The organism is Pontivivens marinum, from assembly GCF_900231835.1.
Lineage (GTDB): Bacteria > Pseudomonadota > Alphaproteobacteria > Rhodobacterales > Rhodobacteraceae > Pontivivens > Pontivivens marinum.
This window is the reverse complement of the sequence record NZ_OCTN01000001.1, coordinates 384,467-397,755: the sequence shown is the minus strand read 5'-3', so window position 1 is coordinate 397,755 and position 13,289 is coordinate 384,467. Positions and strand designations below refer to the sequence as shown.

At 60.1% G+C, this 13,289-nt stretch carries 11 protein-coding genes; 6 read left to right on the top strand and 5 right to left on the bottom strand.

Going from position 1 to position 13,289, the window contains the following annotated elements:
- Positions 1-22: 22 nt before the first annotated feature.
- A complete protein-coding gene (gene gatC / locus CR254_RS02020) occupies positions 23-310 on the top strand; it encodes an Asp-tRNA(Asn)/Glu-tRNA(Gln) amidotransferase subunit GatC (RefSeq protein WP_097928134.1) in 288 nt (95 codons plus the stop codon).
- A 2-nt stretch (positions 311-312) separates the two neighbouring features.
- Entirely contained in the window at positions 313-1,797 is a 1,485-nt protein-coding gene (gatA, locus tag CR254_RS02015; protein ID WP_097928133.1) for an Asp-tRNA(Asn)/Glu-tRNA(Gln) amidotransferase subunit GatA, read from the top strand.
- 68 nt (positions 1,798-1,865) lie between these two features.
- Here the strand turns inward: gatA and CR254_RS02010 are convergent, their stop codons facing one another.
- A complete protein-coding gene (locus CR254_RS02010) occupies positions 1,866-2,873 on the bottom strand; it encodes an extracellular solute-binding protein (RefSeq protein ID WP_097928132.1) in 1,008 nt (335 codons plus the stop codon).
- Positions 2,874-3,016: 143 nt separating this feature from the next.
- Here CR254_RS02010 and mnmH point away from each other — a divergent pair, with 143 nt between their 5' ends.
- A complete protein-coding gene (mnmH, locus tag CR254_RS02005) occupies positions 3,017-4,078 on the top strand; it encodes a tRNA 2-selenouridine(34) synthase MnmH (RefSeq protein WP_097928131.1) in 1,062 nt (353 codons plus the stop codon).
- Here the strand turns inward: mnmH and CR254_RS02000 are convergent.
- The 3 genes from CR254_RS02000 to CR254_RS01990 all read right to left on the bottom strand — a co-directional run bounded on the left by CR254_RS02000 (position 4,065) and on the right by CR254_RS01990 (position 7,448).
- Entirely contained in the window at positions 4,065-6,230 is a 2,166-nt protein-coding gene (locus CR254_RS02000; protein WP_097928130.1) for a selenide, water dikinase SelD, read from the bottom strand. The two genes, mnmH and CR254_RS02000, sit on opposite strands and share 14 nt — an antisense overlap.
- A gap of 75 nt (positions 6,231-6,305) precedes the next feature.
- Complete coding sequence (locus CR254_RS01995; protein WP_097928129.1) at positions 6,306-7,043, bottom strand: TerC family protein; 738 nt, start codon at positions 7,041-7,043, stop codon at positions 6,306-6,308.
- Between the two features lie 90 nt (positions 7,044-7,133).
- On the bottom strand, positions 7,134-7,448 hold the full coding sequence (locus tag CR254_RS01990) for a hypothetical protein (RefSeq protein ID WP_097928128.1): 315 nt from the start codon (positions 7,446-7,448) through the stop codon (positions 7,134-7,136).
- 164 nt (positions 7,449-7,612) lie between these two features.
- Here CR254_RS01990 and CR254_RS01985 point away from each other — a divergent pair, with 164 nt between their 5' ends.
- Complete coding sequence (locus CR254_RS01985) at positions 7,613-9,412, top strand: PHA/PHB synthase family protein (RefSeq protein WP_097928127.1); 1,800 nt, start codon at positions 7,613-7,615, stop codon at positions 9,410-9,412.
- A gap of 46 nt (positions 9,413-9,458) precedes the next feature.
- On the opposite strand, the gene CR254_RS01980 is transcribed toward CR254_RS01985, so the two are convergent.
- A complete protein-coding gene (locus tag CR254_RS01980; RefSeq protein WP_097928126.1) occupies positions 9,459-10,046 on the bottom strand; it encodes an FMN-dependent NADH-azoreductase in 588 nt (195 codons plus the stop codon).
- 229 nt (positions 10,047-10,275) lie between these two features.
- Between CR254_RS01980 and CR254_RS01975 the strand changes: the two genes are divergently transcribed.
- Together CR254_RS01975 and CR254_RS01970 are read left to right on the top strand one after the other, a co-directional pair.
- Positions 10,276-10,761: a (2Fe-2S)-binding protein gene (locus tag CR254_RS01975; protein ID WP_097928125.1), complete on the top strand. Its 486-nt coding sequence runs from the start codon at positions 10,276-10,278 to the stop codon at positions 10,759-10,761.
- Positions 10,762-10,857: 96 nt separating this feature from the next.
- Positions 10,858-13,236, top strand: coding sequence for a xanthine dehydrogenase family protein molybdopterin-binding subunit (locus tag CR254_RS01970; protein WP_097928124.1), 2,379 nt, complete (start codon positions 10,858-10,860; stop codon positions 13,234-13,236).
- Positions 13,237-13,289: the final 53 nt, after the last annotated feature.

Sequence of the window (13,289 nt, the reverse complement as noted above, 5' to 3'; positions counted from 1 at the left end):
ACGCCTGAGAGGGAACCCGCCAATGGCCATCGATACCGATACCGCGCGCCGCGTTGCGCATCTCGCCCGCATCCGTGTTGAGCAGGAGCGTTTGCCCGCTCTCGCGCAGGAGCTGAGCGCTGTGCTCGCCTTTATGGAACAGTTGTCCGAAGTGGACACGGATGGTGTGGAGCCGATGACCTCGGTCACGCCAATGCAGCTAAAGCGCCGTGAAGACGTGATTACCGATGGTAATCGTCAGGACGACATTCTGGCCAACGCGCCCGACGCGCGTGAGGGCTTCTTTGCAGTTCCAAAGGTGGTGGAATGACCATGACCCTAAATGCACTGACTATTGCCGATGCGCGTGATCTGCTGGCCAAGGGCGACGTAACCAGTCGCGACCTGACGCAAAGCTGTCTGGACGCGATTTCCGATGCCTCTGCGCTAAACGCTGTTGTCACCACCACCGCCGATATGGCGCTGGAAATGGCCGATAGCGCCGATGCGCGGATCAAGGCAGGCGATGCAACCGCGATGACCGGCATTCCGCTGGGCGTTAAGGATCTGTTCTGCGTCGAGGGCGTCCGCTCGCAGGCGGCGTCCAAGATTCTCGACGGATTTACCCCCCGGTACGAATCGACCGTCACGTCGAAACTGTGGGCATCCGGCGCGGTTATGCTGGGCAAGCTGAACATGGATGAGTTCGGCATGGGCTCCGCCACCGAATATTCCGTCTATGGTTCCACCGTGTCGCCTTGGCGCGCAACAGGGTCCGAGACAAAGCTGACGGCGGGCGGATCGTCCGGCGGGTCGGCTGCGGCGGTTGCGGCTGATTTGTGTCTGGGTGCAACGGGTACGGATACGGGCGGCTCGATCCGCCAGCCGGCCGCGTTTACCGGAACTGTGGGCCTGCGCCCGACCTATGGTCGCTGTTCGCGTTGGGGCATTATCGCCTATGCGTCCTCGCTGGATCAGGCGGGACCGATGACCAAAACGGTGCGCGACGCCGCGATCATGCTGGGCGCAATGGCCGGTCATGATGCAAAGGACAGCACCTCCGCCGATATTGCCGTGCCTGATTTCGAGGCCGCAATCACCGGTGACATTCGCGGCAAGAAGATCGGCATTCCGCGTGAATACCGCCTCGACGGTCTATCCGATGCGATTGCAAAGCAGTGGGACGACGGCGCCGCGATGCTGCGTGATGCAGGGGCGGAGGTTGTCGATATCTCGCTGCCGCACACGAAATATGCGCTGCCGACCTATTACGTCATCGCTCCGGCGGAGGCGTCGTCGAACCTGTCGCGTTATGACGGCGTGAAATACGGCCACCGTGCAAAGCTGGGCGCGGGTGATGGCATTGACGACATGTATGAGAAAACCCGTGCGGAAGGTTTCGGCACCGAGGTGCAGCGCCGCGTGATGCTGGGCGCTTATGTCCTCAGCGCGGGTTTCTATGACGCCTATTACCGCAAGGCGCAGCGCGTTCGCACGTTGATCAAGGGCGATTTCGAGAAGGTCTTTGCCGATGGGATCGACGCGATCCTGACGCCGGCAACCCCGTCCCCCGCATTCGCGCTGGGGGCTGCGGCGGAGATGAATCCGGTCGAGATGTATCTGAACGACGTGTTCACGGTCACGCTTAACCTTGCCGGGCTGCCGGGCATTTCGGTGCCGTCGGGACTGTCGGCGGATGGATTGCCGTTGGGCCTGCAACTGATCGGTAAGCCGTGGGAGGAGGGCGACCTGCTCAACACTGCGGCCGCATTGGAGAAGGCAGCCGGTTTCACGGCCAAGGCTGCGCGCTGGTGGTAACTGCCACCTAAGCGGACACAAAAAAGGGCGCCCCGTGGGGCGCCCTTTCGCGTTTCAGAGGGTTGGAATTACTCCCAACCAACCGTGTTGAACACCTGCTGTGCAGCAGGGATGTTTGCAGCAACGTCAGCCAGACCAACTTCGTCGGATTTGAACTCGCCCAGCGATGCGGCGTATTCGCCGACCTCAACACCGGCCACGACGGGGAATTCATCGTTGCCGTTGGCGAAGTATTCCTGTGCCGAGGGGCTGGCCAGATATTCAAGGAACGCAATCGCGTTGTCGCGGTTCGGTGCATGTGCAGCTACGCCACCGGCGGAGATGTTAACATGCGTGCCGTTGCCGTCCTGATCGGGGAAGACCCAGCCGATATTATCGGTGTCACCGCTGAGGCCATCAACGTCCTGACGCAGGGCGCGGGCGAAGTAGTAGGAGTTGGTGACAGCGATATCGCACTCGCCCGAAACCAGACCGCGCAGCTGATCAGTGTCCCCGCCCTGTGGGTCGCGCGCCATGTTGGACACGATGCCCTGTGCCCATTCGGTTCCGGCCTCAACACCCTCATGCGTGATGATGGATGCCAGCAGGGTCTGGTTATAGGTGTTGGTCGAGGAGCGGATGCAGACCATGTCAGCATAGGCTGGATCGGCCAGATCGGCATAGGTCGCAGGTGGGTTCTCAACGCGATCCTTGGCGAAGAAGATCATGCGGGCGCGCTGCGAAAAGCCGAACCAGTGGTTGTCATCATCGCGCAGGTTGGCGGGGATTGCTGCCTCCAGCGCCTCGCTCTCAACCGCTTGCAGGACGCCTGCGCTCTCGGCGCGGGTGATGCGGGATGCGTCAACGGTCAGCAGAACATCAGCGGGGGAGTTTGCGCCCTCGGCTGCCATACGCTCGATCAGCTCGTCCGCGTTACCATCGATGCGGTTGATGGTGATGCCGGTTGCTTCCTCGAATTCGGAGTACAGACGCTCATCCGTGTCGTAGTGACGCGAAGAATACAGGTTCAGCTCCTGTGCGAAGGCAGGTGCAGCAACAGCAAGCGTTGCAGTGGTAAGCAAGAGTGTACGCAGCATGGGGAATTCCTCATTATTTATCTGGCGTAAATTGCGTTGGCATGTTCACCACATTCCGACAAAAATAGTCAAGAGTCATTTCTGACTAAATTAGTTGGTTCGCATTTGCTTCACACCGGTCAAGGGGTCAGCTATGTCAGGGCATGACATTTCCAATCACCTCCATCGCTGATCTTAAGGCTGCCGGTTTCGATGATATCATCGACGTGCGGTCCCCATCCGAGTTTGCGGAGGATCATCTGCCCGGTGCCATCAACCTGCCGGTTCTATCTGATGAGCAACGGGCCGTGGTGGGCACGATTTACGTGCAAACCAGTCGGTTAGAGGCACGAAAGCTGGGTGCGGCGCTGGTTTCGCGCAATGTTGCCGACCATATCGACGCCTATTTCGCGGATAAACCGGGCAGCTATCGACCGCTGGTTTATTGCTGGCGTGGTGGGCAGCGGTCCGGCTCGATGGGACTGATCCTCAAGCAAATCGGCTGGCGGGCTGAGGTGCTGGAGGGTGGTTATCGCACCTATCGGCGGCTGGTTAGCAAGACGTTATATGAGGACACGTTTCCGTGGAAATTGGTGTTGCTGGACGGAAATACGGGCTGTGCCAAGACGGATATCCTCAAATCAATGGACGATCCGCATGTGCAGGTTGTCGATCTGGAGGGGCTGGCGCGGCATCGCGGCTCGGTCTTTGGCGGGTTTGTCGATGCACCCCAGCCCAGCCAGAAGGCGTTTGAGACGGCCCTGATGGACGCTTTTTCCGCGCTGGACCCAAGCCGCCCCGTAATGGTTGAGGCTGAATCGAGCAAGATCGGGCAATTGCTGGTGCCGCCAACCCTGTGGAAGGCTATGCAGGGCGCGCCGCGTATTCAGCTCTCCGCGCCGTTGGATGAACGCGCCGATTACCTGACCCGTGCCTATAGCGATATCGTTGCAGACCCCACGCGTCTGGACGGCATCATTGACCGCTTGCAGGGGTTGCACAGCTATGAGGTGTTGCAGAATTGGCGACAGCTGGCAGCATCCGGTGCGCTGCGCGGGTTGGCGGCGGCGTTGATGCAGGATCACTATGATGCGGCCTATAGCAGACAGCGTGCGCGCAGTGACGTGCAGGTGCATGAGCTGTCTGTTGAGCGGTTGGATGATGCGGGAATCGCGGAAACGGTGCGTGACGTCGCCGCAATCGCCACGCGGATTACTGCAACCTGATTTGGCTGGGACCGTTGGACAGCGTGCCGATTTGGCGCGCAGGGTAACCGGCATCCTGTAGGGCGCGCAGAATATCGCTAGCCCTATCCGCAGGTACTGCTGCCAGCATCCCGCCCGAGGTTTGGGGGTCGAACAACAGATCCTTTATCGGACCGGCGGGGCCTGTCACCTCGGCTATGCGCATCGTGTTTTGCGGAAAGAGTGAGGAGCGGTGACCGGCGGCGGCCAGTTCCTGCGCGCCGCGCAGCAGCGGGATGTCGCTGATATCTGCCGATAGATTGCACAGGTCGAGGATGCCAAACAGGTGTCCGGCCAGCCCAAATCCCGTCACATCCGTCATCGCATGGGCAACGGGCGCTAGAATCGCCGCCGCCTGTGCGGAGCTGTGCGACATGGAGGCCAGCGCCGCCGCAACCGCGTGGCCGGGGGCCTGTGCCTGCATATCAGCGGCAAGGATGGTTCCGGTGCCCAATGGCTTGGTCAGGATCAGCGCATCCCCTGCCTGCGCACCGCTGAGGCGAATGGGGTGGTCGACTAAACCGGTAATGCTGAACCCTACCGTCATTTCCGCACCTAGCGAGGTATGGCCACCGACAAGGTCGGCCCCTGCCTCTCGCAATGTCATCGTGGCGGCGTCCATGATTTCGCGCAGCGTATCGGCCTGCACGGTTTCTGCCATGCGGGGCAGGATGATCTGGCTCAACGCGGCCTGTGGTTGCCCGCCCATCGCCCATACATCGCCTAGCGCATGCAGCGCCGCAATCCGCGTCAGCAGCCATGGGTCATCGATAAAGGCGCGAAAATGGTCGGTGGTGAAGGTCTGAAATCCTGTGCCGTGATGTAGTAATGCCGCGTCGTCACCTGCGCCCTCAGCCACGTCGCTGCGATGCGGGGCGGGCAGGGCGCTGATCTGGTTGCGCAGGGTGGCGGCTCCGACCTTGGCCCCGCAGCCACCGCACATGGGTTGCGCGGCGATCAGTTCCGCCACGCCCTGCGCTGCCAGCTTTGGCGGCTGTGCGGGGGTGTTCATCGGGGGCAGGTCGTCAAATTTACGCATGAAGGTGGTGTCGATGTGATCCTTCCACCGCCATGCCAGTGCGCCCGTCGGGGCCAGTCCGTGCCAATCCACCACCGCCTGTTTCGTGCCAAGGCTGATGAGCTTTAGGTAATCCGCCTGCGGTTTATAGCTCCGCAAGCGCCCGCCGCTAAGCGTGGCACGCAGGTTGTCGTAGAGATACGGTGCCTGACGCACGGCGAAAACGCCGGCTTTTTCACGGGGGGCGTGCAGCATATGCGCACAATCGCCACCGGCAAAGATGGTCGGGTCGGCTGGGCTGTTCAGGTGCGGGCCGACATTGATAAATCCGTCCGTCAGCGGCAGGTCGGTTTGCGCGATCCAGTCCTGCGGTGTCGCACCGGCGGCCCCGACGGTGAAGTTTGAGTGTACCGCCCCCGTGCTGGTCAGAACGCTGTCGGCGGTGATTTGCTGAACTTGCGCGCCCTCTTGGATCACGATGCCTGCACGGTCCAGATGTTTTTTGATCGCGGCACGCGCACGGGCGCCAGTGCTTTTCAGGGCGTCCTGCGCCTCAAGTATCGTGATCTGGGGTTTGTGGGCGCGCAGACGGTGATGCATGGACAGGGCCAGTTCCGCTCCCGCAACGCCTGCGCCGATAATTGCGATTTTCGGCAGCATTTTGCCGGATTCAACATCGGCCACGAATTGCGCCCAGCGGTCGGCAAATTGGCCCAATGGCTTGGCCGGTACCGCGTAATCGGAAAATCCGGCGAGGGTGGGCAGGGTTGCGCTGATCCCTACATTGATGGACAGCGCGTCATAGGCGATGGGTGCGCGCTCCGGCACAATCACCCGCCGCGCATCACGGTCCAGACCGATAGCAGGCTGCAAGACCACACGCGCACCGGCAAAGCGGGCAAGGCGCATCAGGTCGATATCCAGCGCCTGACGGCTGTAATGGCCCGCGACATGGCCGGGCAGCATGCCGGTATAGGGCGCGGTTGGTTGCGGGGAAATCAGGGTGACGCGCACACCGGGTAGGGGCGCCATGCCCCATTTGCGTAGAACCAGCGCGTGTGAGTGCCCGCCGCCAATCAGTACGAGGTCGCGGGTCACTGGATGGCTGGGCTGCATGGAACTCTCCGATAGGGGCGGCGTCAGGATAACGTGACCGCCGCCGACCCACCAGTTACTGTTGCGTGAACCTGATCAGGTGCCCTTTGTCTTGCGTCGGCGCGCCAGCAGGTTCAGCCCCTCAATCAGGCCGGCAAAGGCCATTGCGGCGTAGATATAGCCCTTGGGGATTTTCACGTGGAAGCCCTCGGCCACCAAGGTTGTTCCGATCATCAGCAAAAAGCCGAGCGCCAACATCACCACGGTCGGGTTCTTGTTGATAAAGGCGGATAGCGGCGAGGCCAGCAACAGCATGCAGGTCACAGCAAAGATCACAGCGACAACCATGATCGGCACATGGGGCGTCATCCCAACCGCCGTGATGATCGAGTCGATGGAAAAGACCAGATCCAGCACGAGGATTTGCACGATTGCCGCACCCAGCGTCATGGTCACAGCCTTACCCACCATCATGTCGCCCTCTGGATCGGGGTCAACGTGGTGATGGATTTCCTTTGTCGCCTTCCATACGAGGAAGGTGCCGCCTGCGATCAGGATGATGTCCTTCCATGAAAAGCTGTGGTCGAACAGCGCAAAGACGGGCTCAACCAAGCCGACGATCCATGCAATCCCGGCCAGCAGGAACAGCCGCATGAACAGGGCCAGCCCGATGCCCAGGTTGCGCGCGCGGCGTCGCTGCGCCTCGGGCAATTTGTTTGTGATGATCGAGATGAACAGCAGGTTGTCGATGCCCAGCACGACCTCCATTACGATCAAGGTCAGTAAAGCCGCCCAGTTGGCTGGGTCGCTCATCAATAGTACCATCGTGTCCATCCAAGGGCTCCGCTGCTATGGCTCAACTATCAGGCGCAAGTAGGGTGGTGGGGGCCAATCGTCCAGTTTGGCGCCCAGTATCAGCCGGTATCAGGACGCGCGCGCGCGCAATCGTGCCGCGCGTGCCAGTAGGGCGCGGGCATTGGCGGACAGGCCGGGTTCGTTTGCGGCCAAGGCACCAGCGGCGTTGCGCAGGTTTCCGGCGCGTACCTCTAGCAATGCGGCCTGTTCCTGCGTGATGGCATCGGCCCGCGCGCGCAACGCGGTGGCGGCATCCTGTTCATTGGCCACATCCCCATCGCTGAGCGGCGCACGGTTACGCGCGGCGATCTGTTCCTGCGTTAACAGCTGTGGTGCAGGCGCATCGGCCAGCGCAACCGGTATGTCGTCGGGAACGTCATACATGCCTGCGGCCTCACCAAAAGTGCAGCCACACAGGGCAATTAGAGGCATTATGGAAAGTATACGCATGGGGTGTTGCCGCAGCTTTGTTTCAGTCTAGTCTAACAGCTAAAGCATCTGGCTAGCCCCGTATAGTGGCGCAAGGCGATGCATAACGGAGGAAGCTGATGAGTGATCGGGACGCCATGGAAGCATGGATGGCTGAAAGCGCCGAATTTACCCAGAATATGGCACAAGTTTCTGAGACCAGCGCAGAGATCTGGTCAACCTTTCTGGGGGCGCAGGCGGCAAAGTCCGAACACCCGACGCGGATTGATCCACTCAACACGCTGCCCTCTTTTACGAATTTCGCCAAGGTTCTGGCCGATAACCCGCAGGAACTGACCGCCGCCACAATGGCGTGGTGGCAGGCACAGGCCGATCTGTGGCAGGGCGCATGGTCGCGCTGGCTGGGTGATGCTACCGAGCCGATGGTGGAACCCGCCCGCAGCGACAAGCGATTCAAGCATGAGCAGTGGTCGGAAAACGTCCTGTTCGATTACCTCAAGCAATCCTACCTGCTGACCTCCAGCTATCTACAGGGCACGGCGCATTCCGTTGGCGATCTGCCGCCGCAGGAACGCAAGAAGATCGAGTTCTATACCCGCACCTTTGTCGAGGCGATGAGCCCTTCGAACTTCTTTGCCCTGAACCCCGAGGTGTTGGAGGCGACAGCCGCGCAAAAGGGTCAAAACCTTGTCCGTGGTCTGAAAATGATGTTGCAGGACATGGAGCGCGGCAAGGGTGAGCTGATCATCCGCCAGACCGATATGGATGCATTCGAGGTTGGTCGCGATATGGCGATTTCCCCCGGATCGGTTGTGTATCAGAACAACGTGCTGCAACTGATCCAATACGCCCCGACGACGGAACAGGTGCACGCAAAGCCGCTGATGTTCATTCCGCCATGGATCAACAAATATTATGTGCTCGATCTGAACGAGAAGAAGAGCATGATGAAGTGGCTGGTGGCGCAGGGTTTCACCGTCTTTATGGTGTCCTGGGTTAATCCCGATGAACGTCAGGCGGCGGAGACTTGGGACAGCTATATGGATGCGTTGAGCGACGCGATGGATGCCGCGCTAAAGGAAACCGGTCAGAAAAAGCTGAACTTGGCGTCCTATTGCATTGGCGGCACCATGGTTGGCAGCATTCTGGCCCATGCGGGTAAGAAGAAGGACACGCGCATCGCCTCTGCCACCTTGTTCACGGCGCAACTGGATTTCGCAGATGCGGGTGAGTTGCAGGTCTTTGTCGATGACAAGACAATCGACGCCGTAGATGCGGAGATGGAGAAGGGGTACCTGCCAGCGGAGAAGATGGCATCAGCCTTTAACATGCTGCGCTCTGCCGATCTGATCTGGGGCTATGTGGTCAATAACTACATGCTGGGCAAGGACCCGTTCCCGTTCGACCTGCTGTACTGGAACGCGGACAGCACCGCGATGCCTGCACGGGTGCACCATTTCTATCTGGAGACATTCTACCGCAACAATGCCTTCGTTAAGGGGGAATTGCCGGTCAAGGGTGAGGTCGTCAGCCTCGCCGATATTACCGGCCCCGTATATCATGTTGCCACTCGTGAGGATCACATCGCGCCCGCCCATTCCGTCTATCGCGGTGCGGGCATGATGACGAAGGCGGATGTGCGGTTTGTACTGGCCGGATCGGGCCATATTGCGGGCGTGGTCAATCCGCCCGCCGCTGAAAAGTACCAGTACTGGGTGAATGAGGATCTGGAGCCCGCGACGCTGGATGAATGGATGCTGAAAACGCAGGAGCATCCCGGATCGTGGTGGCAGGATTGGGCACCGTGGTTGGCCAGCCATTCGGGCCGTATGGTCAAGGCGCGGGAGCCGGGGCAGAAGCTGGGCGTGATTGAACCCGCACCGGGCAGTTTTGTGCGAATCCGCTTTGACCAACGCTGAACAGGATTTCGCCACGCTGCCGATATCAGCAGCGTGGCGATAGGGTTCAGGCTGCTGCTGCGATGGCGGCGATCTGTGCCTCGGCATCGGTTACGGCTTGCTCACCGCGTGCGGCCTGCTGATCCGCATTGATGATCGTTACATCTGTGATCCCGAGGAAGCCCAGAACGAAGCGCAGGTGCGGCGTGGCGAAGTCGATTTCGCCCAGCACAGGTGTGCCGCCCGAGGCGACAACCACATAGGCCCGCTTACCCTGCAACAGGCCAACGGGGCCTTTATCCGTGTACTCAAAGGTTACGCGAGCGCGGGCGATCTGATCGATCCATGCTTTCAGGCTGGCAGGCATTCCGAAGTTATAGACCGGCATACCGATGACGATGATATCTGCGTCCTGTAATTCGGCCACCAATGTATCCGAGCTGGCCATACGGCCCTGCTGATCGGCGTTGCGATTTTCGGCTGGGGTAAAGTTTGCAGCGACCCAGTTTCCGTCAATAAACTCACCCGATTGGGCAACATCGCGCAGCGTGACATCGCCGCCAAAGGTTTCGGCAAGCTCGCGGCTTAGGCGGCGTGAGGTGGAGGCATCTGTACGGGCGCTGGATTGAACCAGCAGAATTTTTGGGGCGGTCATAGGGTCAACTCTTTCTGGGGTGTGACGTGTTGACCCACAGATACTTGGTTTCAGAATTGAGAGTAGATCGGCATTTTGCAGAAAACTGTCCGCGAAATGGAAACAAAGCGGCTGGAATGCGATTGCGTGACGCAGGGGCTTGGCAGAAACGGTTTTCCGCCCGACACTGTATTCAAGAAGCAAGCCTGTTCGGATTCGATGAACAGGTAGCCAATACAGGGAGAAGACAATGACCACCATTACCATGCGGGTAAACGGCAAGGATGTAAGCGCCCCGGCAGAGGGCAATACATTGCTGGTGAATTTCCTGCGCGAAGATCTGAAACTGACCGGTACCCATGTCGGCTGCGATACCTCGCAATGCGGCGCCTGCGTTGTGCATGTAAACGGCGTTGCAGTGAAATCCTGCACCATGTTTGCCGAGGATGCCGCCGGTGCGGAGGTTTCGACGATCGAGGGGATGGCGAACGCAGATGGTTCGCTGGGCACGATCCAGCAGGCATTTCAGGACTATCACGGATTGCAGTGCGGGTTCTGTACGCCGGGCATGGTGATGATCGCGGCTGATCTGCTGCGCAGCAACCCGACCCCGTCCGAGCAGGAAATCCGGGATCATCTGGAGGGCAATATCTGCCGGTGCACGGGATACCATAACATTGTGAAGGCCATTCAGGCGGCCTCGGGTCAGGACGTTTCGGCCGTCGCTGCGGAATAAAATGACCGCCGGGACATCCCCGGCGTGATGATAGCCAGCAGGGGCAGAGCGCCGCGACAGACGGCCCGCCCCCAGCAAACCATCTGGGAGGATGACATGCCTAAAGATTCCGGTATCGGTGCCAGCTCGAAGCGGCGCGAAGACCTTCGGTTCCTGACAGGAAACGGCAAATACACTGATGATGTGAACGTCGCGGGCCAGAGCCATGCGGTGTTTGTACGTTCCGATCTGGCGCATGGCCGGATTGAGAGTATCGACGTGACCGAGGCCGAGGCAGCGCCCGGAGTGCTCAAGGTTTTCACGGCCAAGGATTTCGAGGGCGTCGGCGGCGTTCCCTGCGGCTGGTGTGTCACGGATAAGCATGGCGAACCGATGCAGGAGCCAAAGCACCCTGTCTTGGCTGAGGGCAAGGTCCGCCATGTTGGCGATCCCTACGCGGTGGTTGTCGCTGAAACGCTGGATCAGGCGCGAAATGCGGCGGAGTTGATCGACGCGGACATCACCGAACTTCCCGCCGTTGTGAATATGAAGGACGCGCTAAAGGATGGCGCGACCAAGGTGCATGACGATCTGACCTCGAACCTTTGCTACGATTGGGGTTTTGTTGAGGAGAACAAGGGCGCCGTGGACGAGGCGATCCGCAATGCCCACCACGTCACCACGCTGGAGCTGGTCAATAACCGCCTGATCGCCAACCCGATGGAGCCCCGCGTGGCCGTTGGTGAATACGATCCGTGGAAGGACGAGCACACCCTGTGGACCACGTCCCAGAATCCCCATGTCATCCGTCTGCTGATGGGTGCATTCGTTCTGGGCATTCCCGAGCATAAACTGCGCGTGATTGCCCCGGATGTTGGCGGCGGTTTCGGTACTAAAATCTTCCACTACGCTGAGGAGGCGTTCTGTACCTTCGCGGCCAAGGCGCTGAAGCGTCCGGTCAAGTGGACATGCACCCGGTCCGAGGCATTCATGTCCGACGCGCATGGCCGCGATCATGTCAGCAAGATTGAGCTGGCCATGGATGAGAGCGGCAAGTTCCTCGCCCTGCGCACCGATACCTACGCAAATATGGGCGCCTATCTGTCCACATTCGCACCGTCAGTGCCTACATGGCTGCATGGCACGTTGATGGCGGGGAACTACATCACGCCGCTGATCTATGTGAACGTAAAGGCGGTGTTCACCAACACTGTGCCTGTCGATGCCTATCGCGGTGCCGGTCGGCCAGAGGCGACATATCAGCTGGAGCGGGTGGTGGATAAGGCCGCACGTGAAATGGGCATTGATCCGGTGGAGCTGCGCCGTCGCAACTTCATCAACAAGGACCAGTTCCCCTACGACACGCCCGTCGCTGTTACTTATGATACCGGCGATTATCACGCGACGATGGACAAGCTGCTGGAAATCTCGGACCGCGACGGGTTCGCTGCGCGCAAGGCAGAGAGCGCCGCGCGGGGCAAGCTGCGTGGTTACGGAGTCGCTCATTACATCGAGGCTTGCGGCATCGCTCCGTCAAACCTCGTCGGGCAGCTTGGCGCGCGGGCTGGTCTGTATGAGAGCGCCACCGTGCGGGTCAACGCCACCGGCTCGATCAGCGTGATGACCGGCAGCCACAGCCACGGGCAGGGGCATGAAACGTCCTTCGCCCAAGTGGTCGCCGATATGCTGGGCATTCCCGAGGAGCAGATCGACATCATCCACGGCGATACGGCACGCACACCGATGGGCATGGGCACCTATGGCTCCCGCTCCATCGCGGTGGGCGGCTCGGCCATGGTGCGTGCGACCGAGAAAATCATCGCCAAGGCCAAGAAGATCGCCAGCCACCTGATGGAGGCCAGCGAGTCCGATGTGGAATTCGCCAATGGTCAGTTCACCGTGGCGGGTACTGATAAATCGGTCGCGTGGGGCGATGTCTGCCTTGCCGCCTATGTGCCGCATAACTACCCGCTGGAGGATATCGAGCCGGGCCTGGAGGAAACCTCGTTCTACGATCCGGCCAACTTTACCTATCCATCGGGCGGCTATTGCTGCGAGGTTGAGGTGGACCCGGATACCGGCAAGGTGGACGTGGTTGCGTTCAGCGCGGCGGATGATTTCGGCAACGTCATCAACCCGATGATTGTTGAGGGACAGGTCCATGGCGGTGTTGCGCAGGGTATCGGGCAGGCGGTTTTGGAAAACTGCGTCTATGATGAGAACGGCCAATTGCTGACCGGCTCCTACATGGATTACGCGATGCCTCGGGCCTATGATGTGCCGATGTTTACGGTGGACCATTCCTGCCAGACGCCGTGCACCCATAACCCGCTAGGCGTTAAGGGTTGTGGTGAGGCAGGGGCAATCGGTTCGCCCCCTGCGATCGTCAATGCGGTTCTGGATGCGCTGAACGATTTCGGCATTGATCATATCGATATGCCGTTGTCGCCGCAGCGTGTGTGGGCCGCGATGCAGGATGCAAAATCCGGCGCGTAAATTGGGTGGGGGTGTGGCCCCCATCATCCCCTCGGCCATGTTGCGGTTGAGGG

Excerpts from the sequence above, each read along its gene's own strand:
- gatC (WP_097928134.1), top strand. The coding sequence starts at position 23 with ATGGCCATCGATACCGATACCGCGCGCCGCGTTGCGCATCTCGCCCGC.
- gatA (WP_097928133.1), top strand. The coding sequence starts at position 313 with ATGACCCTAAATGCACTGACTATTGCCGATGCGCGTGATCTGCTGGCC.
- CR254_RS02010 (WP_097928132.1), bottom strand. The coding sequence starts at position 2,873 with ATGCTGCGTACACTCTTGCTTACCACTGCAACGCTTGCTGTTGCTGCA.
- mnmH (WP_097928131.1), top strand. The coding sequence starts at position 3,017 with ATGACATTTCCAATCACCTCCATCGCTGATCTTAAGGCTGCCGGTTTC.
- CR254_RS02000 (WP_097928130.1), bottom strand. The coding sequence starts at position 6,230 with ATGCAGCCCAGCCATCCAGTGACCCGCGACCTCGTACTGATTGGCGGC.
- CR254_RS01995 (WP_097928129.1), bottom strand. The coding sequence starts at position 7,043 with ATGGACACGATGGTACTATTGATGAGCGACCCAGCCAACTGGGCGGCT.
- CR254_RS01990 (WP_097928128.1), bottom strand. The coding sequence starts at position 7,448 with ATGTATGACGTTCCCGACGACATACCGGTTGCGCTGGCCGATGCGCCT.
- CR254_RS01985 (WP_097928127.1), top strand. The coding sequence starts at position 7,613 with ATGAGTGATCGGGACGCCATGGAAGCATGGATGGCTGAAAGCGCCGAA.
- CR254_RS01980 (WP_097928126.1), bottom strand. The coding sequence starts at position 10,046 with ATGACCGCCCCAAAAATTCTGCTGGTTCAATCCAGCGCCCGTACAGAT.
- CR254_RS01975 (WP_097928125.1), top strand. The coding sequence starts at position 10,276 with ATGACCACCATTACCATGCGGGTAAACGGCAAGGATGTAAGCGCCCCG.
- CR254_RS01970 (WP_097928124.1), top strand. The coding sequence starts at position 10,858 with ATGCCTAAAGATTCCGGTATCGGTGCCAGCTCGAAGCGGCGCGAAGAC.